This is a genomic window from Halogranum gelatinilyticum (genome assembly GCF_900103715.1).
Classification (GTDB): Archaea; Halobacteriota; Halobacteria; order Halobacteriales; family Haloferacaceae; genus Halogranum; species Halogranum gelatinilyticum.
The window spans coordinates 197,075-211,073 of record NZ_FNHL01000001.1 but is presented as its reverse complement, the minus strand read 5'-3'; the positions used below and the strand labels follow the sequence as shown (position 1 = coordinate 211,073).

13 protein-coding genes are annotated in these 13,999 nt (G+C 67.5%); 8 read left to right on the top strand and 5 right to left on the bottom strand.

What is annotated here, in order from left to right:
- The first annotated feature begins 37 nt into the window (after nucleotides 1-37).
- The 3 genes from BLR57_RS00985 (at nucleotide 38) to BLR57_RS00970 (ending at nucleotide 3,444) form a co-directional block, all read left to right on the top strand.
- A complete protein-coding gene (locus tag BLR57_RS00985) occupies nucleotides 38-946 on the top strand; it encodes an NAD-dependent epimerase/dehydratase family protein (RefSeq protein WP_089693245.1) in 909 nt (302 codons plus the stop codon).
- Between the two features lie 43 nt (nucleotides 947-989).
- The gene (locus BLR57_RS00980) at nucleotides 990-1,892 is read left to right on the top strand and encodes an NAD-dependent epimerase/dehydratase family protein (protein WP_089693243.1); all 903 of its coding nucleotides are present in this window, start codon (nucleotides 990-992) and stop codon (nucleotides 1,890-1,892) included.
- Nucleotides 1,893-2,322: 430 nt separating this feature from the next.
- Entirely contained in the window at nucleotides 2,323-3,444 is a 1,122-nt protein-coding gene (locus BLR57_RS00970; RefSeq protein WP_089693239.1) for a 60S ribosomal export protein NMD3, read from the top strand.
- Nucleotides 3,445-3,454: 10 nt separating this feature from the next.
- Here BLR57_RS00970 and BLR57_RS00965 read toward each other — a convergent pair whose 3' ends face one another.
- Nucleotides 3,455-3,646, bottom strand: coding sequence for a DUF7317 family protein (locus BLR57_RS00965; protein ID WP_089693238.1), 192 nt, complete (start codon nucleotides 3,644-3,646; stop codon nucleotides 3,455-3,457).
- Between the two features lie 294 nt (nucleotides 3,647-3,940).
- On the opposite strand from BLR57_RS00965, the gene BLR57_RS00960 reads away from it, so the two are divergent.
- Nucleotides 3,941-4,795 (top strand): hypothetical protein, encoded by an 855-nt coding sequence (locus BLR57_RS00960; protein ID WP_089693236.1) that lies wholly within the window; start codon nucleotides 3,941-3,943, stop codon nucleotides 4,793-4,795.
- Here the strand turns inward: BLR57_RS00960 and BLR57_RS00955 are convergent.
- Nucleotides 4,792-6,084: a helix-turn-helix transcriptional regulator gene (locus BLR57_RS00955; RefSeq protein WP_089693234.1), complete on the bottom strand. Its 1,293-nt coding sequence runs from the start codon at nucleotides 6,082-6,084 to the stop codon at nucleotides 4,792-4,794. The genes BLR57_RS00960 and BLR57_RS00955 overlap by 4 nt on opposite strands.
- A 160-nt stretch (nucleotides 6,085-6,244) precedes the next feature.
- Here BLR57_RS00955 and BLR57_RS00950 point away from each other — a divergent pair, with 160 nt between their 5' ends.
- Nucleotides 6,245-8,017, top strand: a complete 1,773-nt coding sequence (locus BLR57_RS00950) for a DUF7096 domain-containing protein (RefSeq protein WP_089693232.1) — start codon at nucleotides 6,245-6,247, stop codon at nucleotides 8,015-8,017.
- On the top strand, nucleotides 8,018-8,731 hold the full coding sequence (locus tag BLR57_RS00945; protein WP_089693230.1) for a DUF7345 domain-containing protein: 714 nt from the start codon (nucleotides 8,018-8,020) through the stop codon (nucleotides 8,729-8,731).
- A 133-nt stretch (nucleotides 8,732-8,864) separates the two neighbouring features.
- Here BLR57_RS00945 and BLR57_RS00940 read toward each other — a convergent pair whose 3' ends face one another.
- From BLR57_RS00940 to BLR57_RS19180, 3 genes are read right to left on the bottom strand one after another with little or no spacing between them, the layout of a single operon-like run.
- Nucleotides 8,865-10,655: a helicase C-terminal domain-containing protein gene (locus BLR57_RS00940; RefSeq protein WP_089693228.1), complete on the bottom strand. Its 1,791-nt coding sequence runs from the start codon at nucleotides 10,653-10,655 to the stop codon at nucleotides 8,865-8,867.
- 47 nt (nucleotides 10,656-10,702) lie between these two features.
- A complete protein-coding gene (locus tag BLR57_RS00935) occupies nucleotides 10,703-10,906 on the bottom strand; it encodes a DUF7561 family protein (protein WP_089693226.1) in 204 nt (67 codons plus the stop codon).
- Nucleotides 10,907-10,946: 40 nt separating this feature from the next.
- Nucleotides 10,947-11,894, bottom strand: coding sequence for a hypothetical protein (locus tag BLR57_RS19180; protein WP_089693224.1), 948 nt, complete (start codon nucleotides 11,892-11,894; stop codon nucleotides 10,947-10,949).
- Nucleotides 11,895-12,142: 248 nt separating this feature from the next.
- Here BLR57_RS19180 and BLR57_RS00925 point away from each other — a divergent pair, with 248 nt between their 5' ends.
- Together BLR57_RS00925 and BLR57_RS00920 are read left to right on the top strand one after the other, a co-directional pair.
- Nucleotides 12,143-13,006: a YkgJ family cysteine cluster protein gene (locus BLR57_RS00925; RefSeq protein WP_089693221.1), complete on the top strand. Its 864-nt coding sequence runs from the start codon at nucleotides 12,143-12,145 to the stop codon at nucleotides 13,004-13,006.
- Nucleotides 13,007-13,061: 55 nt separating this feature from the next.
- On the top strand, nucleotides 13,062-13,991 hold the full coding sequence (locus BLR57_RS00920; RefSeq protein ID WP_089693219.1) for an NAD(P)H-binding protein: 930 nt from the start codon (nucleotides 13,062-13,064) through the stop codon (nucleotides 13,989-13,991).
- Nucleotides 13,992-13,999: the final 8 nt, after the last annotated feature.

Below are 13,999 nucleotides of genomic sequence, written 5' to 3'. Positions count from 1 at the left end.
GCTAGCCTACTTGTCTCCGGCCGAGAGAGGTGACCATATGACCGAATCTGTACTCGTGACCGGTGGCCTCGGCCGCTCCGGCCGCTGGCTCGTCGACCGCCTCGCCGACGACTACGAGGTCGTCTGCGCCGACCTCGACCACCCCGGCTTCGAAGTCGACGCCCGCGACAACGTCGACTTCCGCGCGCTGGACCTCACAGAGAGAGGAAGTGTCTTCGACCTCGTGACCGACCTCGACCCTGACGCCGTCGTCCACTGGGGAGCGATCCCCTCGCCCGAACGCCACCCTGGCGGCGACGTCTTCGAGAACAACACGCTGTCGACCTACAACGTCCTCGTCGCCGCGGGCCGCGCCGACGCGCGGGTCGTCTGGGCCTCCAGCGAGAGTTCCTACGGCTTCCCCTTCTCCCAGGAGAAGGTTCTGCCCGACGAACTCCCCATCACCGAGGCCCACGCCCAGCGGCCGGAGGACCCCTACGGCGTCTCCAAGGTCGTCGGCGAGGAGATCGCGAAGATGGTCGTCCGCCGCTACGACGTCTCTGTTACTTCTATCCGCCCCTCGTGGATCCAGTATCCCGGCGAGTACAACTGCCGTACCCTCCCGAGCGTCGACTGGGACGACCCCTCGGACCTCGAAGCGGGCGCGGGCAACTTCTGGTGCTACGTCGACATCCGCGACGTGGCCGGACTCGTCGCCGCCGCGCTCGACACCGCCCATCCCGGCCACGAAGCGTTCCACGCCGCCGCGGCGGACAACTACCTCGACCGCCCCACCACCGAGGCCGTCGAGGCGTTCTTCGACAGGGTTCCGGAAGACTGCGACCTCGACGGCGACCAGTCGGCACTGTCGACGGCGAAGGCTACACGCCTGCTCGGCTGGGAACCCGAACACTCGTGGCGTGAGGCCGCCGAGGCGGACGTTGCGGACCCAGAACTGTACTCCTAAGAAATCCGTCGCCTATTTTCCGCCGACCCGCGTCGACTCGTTCATGCAAACTGTTCTCGTCACCGGCGGTCTCGGCAAGTCGGGTCGCTGGCTCGTCGACGGACTCGCCGACGACTACGAGGTCGTCTGCGCCGACTTCGACCATCCCGGCTTCGACGCACAGGGTCGGAAGGGCATCGAGTTTCGCGCACTCGACCTCACGAAGCGAGGGTCGGTCTTCGACCTCGTGACCGACGTGGCTCCCGACGCCGTCGTCCACTGGGGTGCGATTCCGGTGGCGGGCCGACATCCCGGCGGCGATGTCTTCGAGAACAACACGCTCGCCAGCTACAACGTCCTCGCCGCGGCGGGCCGTGTCGACGCCCGAGTCGTCCAAGCCTCCAGCGACGGAGCCTACGGCTTCTTCGGCGCGAGCGAGACGCCGGTCCCGGACGAACTCCCCATCTCCGAGGCACACGCGCTCCGCCCGGAGGACGACTACGGTCTCTCGAAGGTTGCCGCCGAGGAAATCGCCAAATCCGTCGCTCGGCGCGACGGCGTTCCCGTCGCCTCTATCCGCCCCTCGTGGATTCAGTATCCCGGCGCGTATCTCTGCCGCGACGAGGGCTACACCTCGAACCTCGATGCCGGCGCGGGCAACTACTGGTCCTACGTCGACATCCGCGACGTAGTGAACCTCGTGCAGGCCGCGCTGGAGGGAACGAGGGATGGAACAATCGAGGGCCACGAGGCGTTCAACTGCGTCGGCCCGGACAACGCGCTCGGTCGTAGCCTGGTCGAGTTGATGCAGGAGTTCTACGGCGAGGTTCCTGACGACTGCGACGTCGACGGCGACCAGTCCGCGTATTCGACGGCGAAGGCTGCGGAACTGCTCGGCTGGACGCCCGACCACTCGTGGCGCGAGGCAGCCGACGAGAAACTCGACGAGCCGGAGCTGACGGTCTGACGGACGGGCCGTGCTACTTCGTCCGTTGGGCTGCTCGGAAGGAAACGAGCATTACGAGCAGGATGAAGGCTACTGGACCCCAAAACCCCAGACTGGTGAACAGTGAGAACGAAAGCATCTCGGGTGCCAACAGGGTCATCCAGAGAGGGACGCCAATCAACAGGCCCGCGCCAGCAACGAGGAGGAACCGGAGCGACGAGTCCATCGATGTACGTCGATAGTTTCGGTGTGTCGATAATAGTTGTCCCCAGCGTACATCCGGTTGGTCGTTCCAGCAGCACGCTCTGTTGACCGACTCGAGTCCTCGGTTCAGCACACCACATCTATCAGATTCGAAACGGTCACCGAATCACGAGAGGCGACACCAAACGAACCCCCAGCCGACGCTTCGCGGGGCTTAAACAGCACACTGTCCTACGAAGCACCAACAATGAGTCAGTCAGGCGAATTCTGTCCGCGTTGTGGGGACCCCGTCGAGGAGCGGGAGGAGCCGCTCCCGGGAACCCCCCGCGAGCGCGACGCCGTCCTCTGTGACGCCTGCTACTTCGAGGACTTCGACCTCGTCGACGCCCCCGAGCGCATCGAGGTCATGGTCTGTGCCCACTGCGGGGCCGTCTACCGCGGCAAGCGGTGGGTCGACGTCGGCGCGAAAGACTACACCGACGTCGCCATCGACGAAGTGCAGGCAGCACTCGGCGTCCACGTCAAAGCCCAAGAGGTGTCGTGGGCCGTCGAACCCGAGCAGGTCGACCAGAACACCATCCGGATGCACTGTCGGTTCAACGGGATCGTCCGCGACACGTTCCTCGAAGAGGAGGCGGTCGTGCCGGTCCACATCTCCCGCCAGACGTGCAAGCAGTGCGGCCGCAAGGCCGGCGGCTACTGGGCCAGTCTCGTGCAAGTGAGAGGGACCGACCGGACGCCGACGCCCGAGGAGGACGCCCGTGCCGTCGAGATCGCCGAGGACATCATCGCCGACCGCGAGGAGGCGGGCGACCGCAACGCGTTCATCACCGAGACCCAGGAGACCGACGAGGGCGTCAACATCAAGCTCTCGACAAACCAGTTAGGACAGGCCGTCTCGAGCCGTATCACGCGCGAACTCGGCGGCAGCGTCGAGAACTACCCGACGCTCGTCACCGAAGACGGCGACGGCAACGAGGTCTACCGCGTCACCTACGCGATTCGGCTGCCGAAGTTCACCCAGGGCGACATCATCGAGTTGGACGACGACGACGGGGGACCGGTCCTCGTCACGAGCGCGCGCGGGAACCTGAAGGGGACGCGGCTGACGACGGGCGAGCACTACGAGTCGCGGTTCGAGGAGGGCGAGACGCCGCCAGCGACGAAGTTGGGGACGGTAGACGACGCCGAGGAGACGACCGTCGTCACCGTCGAGGACGAGCACGCGGTGCAGGTGCTCGACCCCGAGACGTTCGAGGCCAAGACCATCGCCCGGCCGGACTTTTTCGACCCCGACGAGCCGATGGTCAATGTACTGAAAAGTCGGGCAGGGCTACACGTCGTCCCGTCGGACGCGGAGAGCAGGTAAAACGAGGCAGTTAGTCGGCGCGGACGTGGTGGTCGGGGTCGACGCCGACCGAGGGCGTCTCGGGACGTTTGTCGACACCGTACTGTTCGAGAACCGCTGTGAACTCTTCTGTCGTGCGTCCTGCGCGAGACGCTGCCTGCGCGAGGGTGAGTGTGCCGCTGCGATAGAGCGTCAGCGCCTGAGTGAGGGCGTGGGTGTGCATCGGTGTACAACCAACTCTACTGCGGACGAGTATGTAAAGCTATCGTGAGAATCGCTCTCAGTATCTTTCGCCTACCAGCGTTAATCGAGACATATGAACAAATTTCCCAAATAGAAGTTGAAACCCAAGTAGCAGTGTGAACAATCATTTAGAACTCGTTTGGCAATATTCGCGGAATCGGAACGAACGGGCAGAAGAGCGACTGTGGGAGGCGTTCACAGCGTTCGCGGTGACACACGCCGAGCCGGACGTGTCATCCACAAGACGTTCAACGGAGCGGCGAAAGACCGAGGTATGCAACGCCGCCAGTTCCTTGCGACGACTGGTGCCCTCCTCGCGCCCGCCTTCGCCGGCTGTGGCCATCCGCCCGTCGTCCTCGACATGAACGCCGTCGACGACACCGAACTCGCCCACCGCCGGAGCACCGAGGGCGCGCCCGACGAGCAGGCCCTCATCGCCGCCGCGGTCGCCGGTGAGAGACCCACGACGACCGGGACGTCGCCGCCGCTCGACGCCGACCGTCCGGTCCGCGAGGACGACGCCTACTACGAGTTCAGCTACGAGGTCGTCGACGAACGGACCGAGACGGGCTACGACGTCCGGCTGGACTACGACCCCGTCAAGAACCCGACCCGCGCCGTCGACTACGCCGACCTCCCGACGCACGACCGTGAGGTCCTCTCGGGACTCTTCCCGCCGGACGAAGACGCCCCGGACAACGACGGGACCGACATCGGTGTCTTCGTCCGATACAGCAACGAACAACGCGACGCGTCGGTGCTCGTCCCCACCCCCAAGTACGACGCCGTCGTCTACGAGGGTGAGGCCTACCCCGTGGAAGTGGGCGAGAGCCGCGAGCTTACCGTCGAGACCTACCGCTACACGGCGACCGAAGTCGCCGCGAGCAGCGAGGCGTACGCCGCCCAGTTGCGCGAGCGGTATCTGTTCACCCTCTCGGGGCTGAGTGACGCCGAGCGCGAGGTCGTCGAGCAGGCCATCGACGGCGGCTACTTCGAGGACAGTGCGGCGTTCCAGTCGGTCGCCGACCGGTTCGACGCGCACGAACCGCTCTCGGGCGAGCGCGGCAGCTACGGTGACTGGCTCGCCCAATACGAGGGGGAGACGTATCTGACGTATCTGGAGTACTAGTCCTCGGACTCCCCGACGAGTTCCAGCACGTTCTCGCGACCGAGTCGGAGTTTGCGGACCAGCCCTTCGTCGGCCATGTCGGCGACGACCCGGGAGGTCTTCGACGCCGACCAGTCCAGTTCGTCGGCGACGTCGGCCTGCTTCATCCGGCCGCCCGCACCGTCGAGCAGCCGTCGCACCCGGTCGCTGTCGGTCAGGAGTTCGTCACCGGTCGGACCGGCTGCAGTACCAGACTCGTCGCCAGTGTCGCCAATGTCGTCGGTGTCGGCAGCGTCGTCGGCATCGCCTACATCGTCGGTGTCGTCAGCGTCGTCGGCATCGCCTACATCGTCGGCGTCGTCAGTGCCGTCAGTACCGTCGGCGTCACTGCTGTCACGACCGTCACCAGACGGTGGTGATGCTGCGGGAGTGGTGGTCCCGGCCGAGGACGCCGAGGGCGTCGCAGCCGACGGGCCGACACCGGACGCTCGCCGACGGTACCAGACGACGCCACCGACACCGACCGCGAGGAGCAGCAGGCCGACGGCGACTGCGGGGAGCCAAGTTAACCCGTTCGGTCTCTCTGTCGAACCGTTGTCGCCCCCGGCTGGCGAATCCGCGCCGTCCGTGGCGACGGCGGTCGCCTGCGGATGGTCGACCGCGAAATCCGTCCGGCCGACCCACGCGACGAGCCCCGGTTCTCGCTGGTCGGCCTCGGGGTCGACCGTCGTGAACTCGTAGCCCGCAGGTGCACGAAGCTCCAGTGTGTCGCCCGCTGCGAGGAAGAAACCGCTGCCGAAGACGTCGCCGATAGTCACATCCTCGCCGTCGGCGACGGCGAAGTTCGTCCACGTGAACTCGTAGGTGACGATCCCCCACCGGCGGGGAACCTCCTGAATCGTCGTCGAGGCCGCGAAGTCCGTCGCGCGCATCTCCCGACCCGTCTCGTTCGCGGCGGTTCTCACCGTCCCCGTGATGCGCGTGCGGAAGGGGTCGAGATACTGGCTGGTGTTCGCGCGGAACCGCGACTGGAAGGCGCGGTACTCCTCGACGCGTTCTTGGCTGTCGAGGGCGGTCCGGATCTGGACCGTCCACCGGGCCGTCCCGTTCTCGGACAGTTCGATGCGCGTGACGGTCGTGTCCGCGATCGGCTGCTCCTGTGCGAGCGCGGGCGAGTCGGCAGCGGGAGAGAGGGCAGTCGGCGTCCCCGATGAGAGGGCCACCGCAGGCCCAGCCACGGCTGCCACGAGGAGCGAGAGGCACACACCGAGGGCGACCACGGCGGCGGTCCGCGAGTGACGTAACTGCATTTTCTGACAGGAAGGTGGCTGCCGGGGTACAAGAGGCTGTAGCTTCCTCCCACAGAATCCCGTGAAATTCGGTGCAAACGACTGCAAACCGGACGGAGACGACGGGATTCGTCGCGAGAATTTGCCCGGTTGATATCCCCCGAGGGCGAACGGGAGAGTGATGAGACAACGAATCGGCGTCCTGCTCGTGACCGCACTGCTCCTCGTGGGGACGGTCGTCCCCGCGGCCGCGGGAGCAATGGCGGTGACGGGCGACACCAACGGCCCGAACGCCGTCGGCGGCGCGCTCGTGGCACAGCAGTCGAACGAGACGGCCGGTAACGAGACGACGAACGACAGCGTCGACGTCTCGACAGGCGCGCAGCTCGCGACCGTCCTCGCAGTGACGAACGACGACATCCAGACGGAGGTCGACGAGACCGCCTTCGACGTCGAATACGAGGACGGCGACGACGAGACTCGCGTCGAAGCCGTCGCGACGCGCGGGGCAGCCCTCCGCGAGCGTGCAGAAGCCATCCGCGCCGACTACGAGACGGCCACGGCTGCGTACGAGAACGGTAGCATCACCGCCTCGCAGTACGCCCAGCGGCTCGCGACGTTGAACGCCCGCGCGGAGAACGTCGTCCGAAGCTACGAGCGGCTCGAAGTCCGCAGTGAGGGCCTCTCGGCACTCGAACTCCGGGCTGCCGGCCTGAACGAGTCGGCCCTCCGGACGTCGGTCTCGGACCTCGACGACCTCCGCGGCGTCGGCGCGGCCGCTCTCTTCGAGCGGTTCACCGGCGAGCGTGAGGGCGAACTCGAACTCCGGACGGCCGACGGCCTCCGCATCGAGTTCGAGAGCGAGGACGGCGAGGAGTCACGCGAGTTCAGCCGCCCGCGTGACGCCGACAGGAACATCACCGTCAGCCAGTCGGCTGCGTTGGACACGGCCCAGGACATCCTCTCGACCCCGGCGAACGGCGAGTGGACGCTGGAGAGAGCCAGCGTCCACCCTGAGAGCGGCTACTACAAGTTCGAGTTCGTTCTCGACTCGGCCAGCTCCGAGGGCGAGGCCGAGGTCCGCGTCGACGGCTCGACGGGTGAGGTGTTCCGCCTCGAAGAGGAGATCGAAGCCCGCGATGGGGACGACGAGGACGATGACCGTGACGATGCAGACAACGACCGCGACGACGACGACGATGACCGCGACGACCGTCGCGAACGCCTCCGCCTGCTCGTCGTCGACGGCACCGTCGCCCCGGGCGAGTCAGTGACCGTACAGGTCCTCGCCGACGGGACGCCCGTCGAGGGCGCGACCGTCACGCTGAACGACCGGAGCATCGGGACGACCGATGCCGACGGCACGGTCGACGTGACCCTCCCCACCGACGGTGAGGCCGAGTTCCGTGCCGAGCACGGCGAGGCCGAGGGTGAACTGGAGTTCGAGTTCGGTGAGGACGACGACGACCGCATCGTCCGCGACCTCCGGGTCGACGCCGAGCAGACCGACGGCCGCGTCACCGTGACCGTGACCTACCAAGGGAACGGCGTTGCGGACGCGACGGTCTTCGCCGACGGCGAACGCGTCGGCACCACCGACGCCGACGGCGTGGTCAGCTTCGACGCGACGATCCGCGAGGACCTCGAACTGGAGATCGTCAAGGGCGAGTTCGAGGCCGAGTTGACCCTCGTCGCCGACGGAGACACGCTCCGCGTCGGCGAGGTCGAAGTGGATGGTGACGACGACTCCGACGACGACCGTGAGCGGGACGACGAGAGCGATGACGACCGCGACCGTGACGACGATGACAGTGACGACCGCGATGAGGAGGATCGTGAGCGCGACGACGACGACGACGAGAGCGATGACGACCGCGACCGCGACGACGATGATAGTGAAGACGACGACCGTGACGATGACGACAGCGACTCAGGGAGCGACGGGGGCCGGTAAATGCCCTACCTCCGCCGGTCGGCCGCGCTCGTCGCTGCCGTCCTCCTCGTGACGGGCGGACTGGCCGGACCGGTCGCCGCACAGTCGTCGGCGACGGACACCGGCGACGCCAGTCTCGTCGTCGACCTCCGCACCGACGGGTCGGCGACGGTGACGCTGGTTCGCGGCTTCGACCTCACGACCGACGCCGAGCGGACCGCCTTCGAGCGGGTCCGGGCCAACGAGTCCGCGCAGGCGACGATGCAGGCGCGGTTCGCCGACCGGATGGGGTCGGTCGCACGGACGCTCGCTGCCGAGACGGGTCGTGAGACGGGCGTCCGCGACGCCGGGACCACGGTCACCGTCGAGGGCGACACGGGCATCGTCGCGCTCTCGGTGGACTGGGACGGGCTGGCCGTCGTCGACGGCGACCGACTCGTCCTCGCGGAACCGTTCGCGGACGGGTTCGCCTTCGACGGCGCGGTCAGTGTCCGCGCGCCCGACGGCTACGGACTCGTCGAGTCGACACCCGTCCCGGCCGAGGAGTCGGACGAGGTCGCGACGTGGCCGGGCGACGGTCTCGACGGCTACCGTGCCGTCTTCGCCCCCGACGGAACCGATAGAGCCGGAACGGCGGACGCGACGACGAGCACGACCTCTCCCGGCTTCGGCGTCCTCGCTGGCGTGGTCGCCCTCCTCGGTCTCCTCGCACTCGCTTCGGCCCGCCGCCGCTGACGGCAGTCAGTGAAACCTAACTCGTTGCAGTCGAATCGGACAGTATGGATAGACAGCAACTCCTCGCACTCGTGCTGGCCGCGTTGCTCGTCGGCTCGTCAGTCTTCGTCTACGTGAGCACCGCGGTCTTCTTCTAACCGTCGCCCCAGACGTCCGAGAGCGGATGGTTCTTCCGCTGCTCGGCACTGGACTGCTTGACGCCCGAGGACCCAGTCGAGCGTCGCCCGCGACGCCCCCGACTCGACCCGCCCGTTCGGTGGCCGCCGGACACTTCACCGAGTGCTGCGTCGGGGTCGAAGTCGGGCAGGTCGGGCTTCGACATTCTCACTACTTGGTCGCGGAACCAGTCGGGCATATCGGGTTGTGCGCGGTCGAAGAGGTCGAGGAGACTCGAATCCGCGAGGTAGGTGTCGCCGTAGTCGTCGGGTGCGCGGACGACCCGGCCACAGGCCTGGATGACCGTCCGTAGGGCGGCGCGGTGGTACCACGCCCACTGGCCTTCCTCCAGTCGTCGGGCGACCCGCGAGTCGGAGGTGTTGAGATAGGGTGCCTTACACAGGACTTGCCACCGACAGAGGTCGCCCTTCAAATCGAGGGCCTCCTCCATCTTGACCGAGATGAACAGCTCCGGCTCGTCGGTCGCCTTCCAGGCGTCGAGTTCCGCGTCGCGGTCCTCGCGGCTGTGGATGCGGACGCGCTCGCCGACGCCGAACTCCGCGAGCCGCGTCGCGAGCTTCTCCTGAATCCCGTAGGAGTGGGCGTGGACCAGCCCCTTCTTGTCGGGATGTTTCGCCATCAAGCGAACCAGGAGACGGGCGATCTTGGGAATCGTCTCGTCGCGGTGCTCGAAGGTCATCTTCCCCTGCGTCACGTCGTAGAGCGGTCGGTTCTCCACGGGGAAGGTGTGGTCGACGTCGACGAGCGCGACGTTCGCGGGGTTCAAGCCGACCTGTCGGCAGAAGGCCTCCTTGTTCAGAATCGTGGCCGAGAGGAGCGCGAACTTGTTGCCGCGGTCCCAGACGGTGTGTTTGAGATACTTCTCGGGGTTCAGCGGCTTGATGACGAGCGGCGTGCCCTCGCCACCCTCCTGGTCGACGACCCACGTGGTCGCGCTCGTCGGGTCGCGGTAGTCCTCGACGAACCACTTGAGCTCACCGTGCAGTTCCTGTAACCGGTCGCGGCGGGCGGCCTCGTCCGGCGTCAACTCGGGCTTGGCGATCAGGTCGTCCTTGGCGCGCTTACAGACGCCCATCAGCGTCTCGGCGAAGCGTGCCGCACGGTCGACGGAGTCGTCCGCGGCGTCGATGTCCGGCACGCCGATGTCGTCCCAAACGGGGACAGTACGGGGTTTGACCTCGATGGTCGCGTACATCTCCGCCCACTCGGCGAGACCGTGGGCCTCGTCGATGACGACGACGTCCCGCTTGCGGAAGACGTCGGAGCCGGCGGTCTGCATGAAGTACGCGAGCGTCATCGCCGCGATAGAGCGCGAGGAGGCGATGGCGCGGTCCGAGAAGTAGGGACAGCGGTGGCGGACGGTGCAGTCGAAGCCCTTCTCGCGGACGCAGGGCGCGCGGTTGACGGGCGTGTCGTGTTCGCCCGGGAGGATACAGTCGTAGTTGCCCTTGCCACGGATGATTTTCAGATCGGTCAGGAGGTCGTCGGTGGCGACGTCGTCCAGCTGAGAGACCTGCGGCGTGGTGTAGTAGGCGTCGGTCGCCTCCTTGGGTTCGGCCTCGTCGACGCGACGGGCACAGCCCGCGATGGCGCGGGCGAGGAGGGATTTGCCGCTCCCGGTGGGGGCACGGACGAGGACCACGTCGTTGCCGGCGGCGAAGGCGTCCCGGATGTCACGGAGCGCTTGCTCCTGGTTTCCCCGGTAGCTCGGCGCGGGGAAGCCCTCGAAGATACGGTCCGGGTTCACGTTCGTTCCTGCATCTGCCTCTGCCTAAAACCTCCGTTCCTGTGGACTTACAACGCGGCGATATCTTCGGCCGTAATCTCCTGGTCGTCGGGCAGCCGCTCGATACAGTCGAAACAGAGGAAGTGTTGGCTGCCGTCGACGAGTTCGAGGTCGATGCCGCCGCTGGAGGCGTTCTCGAAGCTCCAGAGGTCGCCGATGCCGCCAGCGATACGGACCCGCTTGCCACAGCCGTCACACGATTGCTTCGCCATTTGTGAAGGTGAGTCGGCGAGACGGCAAGAACCTTGTCGGTCAGCAGCCCGCGGCCTCGGCACCGACGGACAGAGAGACGCTGTCGGTCTGCGCGACGTTCGGCGTGTCGGTCGGCAGCGACCACTGGACGGCGAGGCGGTACTGGCCCGCGGGGAGACAGCGCCAGCCGTCGACGGCGACACCGTCGTCAGGCGTCGCGAGTCCGGCAGCCAGGCCGCTGTAGACGAGCTGTTCGCCGAACCCGCGGCGGCCGTCTCCGTTCGCGTCGATCCACAGCGTCACGGCGAGATAGTTCTGTAACTCGCCCTCGGCCGTGTAGTCGCCGGCGTTCCGCTCCGGTTCGGTCAGACCTCCCTCCGCGAAGTCCGTCGCCGACGGGTAGAGCGTCAGCCGCGCCGGCGCGTTCAGTTCGAGCGTGAGCGACACCTGGCCGGCGTCGCCCGGGACGACGTTACCGAACGTGAGCGGCGGTGCGGTCGTCGTCACGACGGGCGGTTCGGTCGGTGTCGTCGGCGTCGTCGGCTCAGTTGGGGTGGTCGGCTCAGTTGGCGTCTCCGATGGTGTCGGCGTCCCCGACACGGGTGTCGGCCCGCCGGAGTCCGGGGTTCGGTTCGGTTCGTCCGTGTCCGGCGTCGGAGTCGTCGTCGGCTCGTCGTCCGTCTCGGTCGGCGTCGTAGATGGACGGGAACGGCGGTCGCGAGACCGGTCGACTGGCTCCGGCGTTATCGTGGGCGTCGGCGGCGACTGCTCGACCGACGCGTTCGTCGACGGGACGCCGACGTCGGGAGCCGGTCCGTCCGTCACCTCGTAGTCGAGTTCGAGCGACAACGGCGGCGTCGGCTGGTCGGCGACCGTCGGCTCGCTCACGCCGACGGTGAGTCCGCCGGTGGCGAGCACGAGGACGATGAAGACGGCCAGATGCCGCCGACTCGGGACCGGAAGGACTGGGGGCGGCGAATACGGTGGTGTCTCGGTGATGGGTTGCACTATCTCTCTCCTGTCTGCTGACTACGTCTGAGAGACCTCCTATGGGCATAGGTAAGCGGCCCCGGCCGTCGTCACGGCAGAGCGCATGGTGTCCGCGGGAACCGGCAACGGGGGCTTGCGGTCGGTATGGCCGCCGTACCGCGCCGACGACGGCTGTCGTCGCACGGAGGCTCTCGTCGAACGACCGGTTTGGCGGACCGGCTCTTGCCGCACCAACGCTCTTGTCGCGCGGTATCCTCTGTCAGGGCATGGACGTCAACTGCGACGGCTGTGCCGGCTGCTGTGTCGACTGGCGGCCGGTCGGTCCCGACTCGCTCGACCGTGAGCGTCGGGGTCAGCGGCCGCCACTCGACGACGCGTACAACCTCGTCCCCCTCACGCGCGACGAAGTCCGTGACTTCCTCCGGGCGGGCTACGGCGACGCCATGACGCCGCGGCTGTGGGAGGCGGGCGAGGACGACGAGTCCGTCACGGTCGACGGCCACGACCTCGTCGCCGTCGACGGCAGACCCGTGTTCTTCGTCGGCCTTCGCAAGCCGCCGAAGCCGGTCGGCCCGTTCGGTCTCGACCGGACGTGGCTCGACAGCTGTGTCTTTCTCGACCCCGAGACGCTCCGGTGTCGCATCCACGGCTCGGAGCTCTACCCGCGCACCTGTTCCGACTACCCCGGCCAGAACCTCACGCTGGACCGCGAGACGGAGTGCGAGCGGGTCGAAGCGGCCTACGGCGGCGAGCGACTGCTCGACGACACGCCGCCCGAGGACGTCGGACTCGCACTCGGTCCCCACGCGCTGGGGACGAAGCTGTTCGCCTACCCCGACGCCGAAGCACTGGCGGGTCCCGTCGACCGTCTCGCGGCGGGCGAGGCGACAGCGACCGACCGTGCCCGGTTCGTCGCCGTCGCCGTCGCCAGCGCGCCGGGGTCGCTGACGGTCGACGACGCGCGTGTCGAGCGTGCCCGCGAGGAGGCACTCGCCGCGGACTCCTGGGCGGGACAGGCCGCCGCTGCGTGGGAGGAACTCGCGGGCGACGTCGGCTCCGACGCGAGCACCGCAGAGGGCGCAGCGGCCCGTATCGAGGTCGCCCGCGGCGCGCCCGAACCGGACGGATAGCAGCGGTCGGAACCAGCGGGAACAGTTATCCGAGTCGCGTACGTGAAACACTATCATGAGAGTCCTCGTCACGGGCGCGACCGGCTTCGTCGGAAGCCGCCTCGTCCCCGCCTTGCTCGACGCCAACCACGAGGTGACGGTCCTCGTCCGCGACGCGGGCCGGTACACCGGCCCTGCCGCGGCCCGCGTCGTCGAAGGCGACCTCCTCGAACCGGGCAGCTTCGACGCCGCTCTCGACGTCGACGCCGCGTACTATCTCGTCCACTCGATGCAGTCCGGCGGCGACTTCGAGGACCGCGACCGACGGGCCGCACGGAACTTCTCGGCCGCTGCCAGCACGGCCGGAGTCGACCGCGTCGTCTACCTCGGCGGTCTCGGCTCCGAGCGCGACCGGCTGTCCGAACATCTCAAATCCCGGCGGGAGGTCGAACACATTCTCGCGGACGGTGACTACGCGCTGACGACGCTTCGGGCGGCCATCATCGTCGGCAAGGGGAGTGCGGGCTTCGAGATGGTCCGCCAGCTCGCAAAGCGGCTGCCGCTGATGGTGACGCCGAAGTGGGTCGACACCGAGTGCCAGCCCATCGCCATCGACGACGTGGTCGCCTATCTCGTCGGCGTCCTCGACGTCCCCGAGACGGCGGGCGAAACGTACGAGATCGGTGGCCCGGACGTGCTGACCTACGGCGAGATGCTCCAGAAGACGGGCGAACAGATGGGCTACCGACCGCTCATCGTCGCGGTTCCGGTGTTGACGCCGCGGCTCTCGGCGTACTGGGTCGACCTCGTCACCGACGTGCCGAAGGGCGTCGCGCGGCCGCTCATCGAGGGACTCAGAAACCCCGTCGTCGTCAACGACGACCGTATCTGCGACCTCGTACCGGTCGAACTGACGCCGTTCGACGTGGCCGTGAGCCGCGCGCTCGGAACCGACCGCTCGGTCGCACCGGTCGCGCCGTCGGCCGAACTCACGCGGACCGGTTAAGCCCTCGT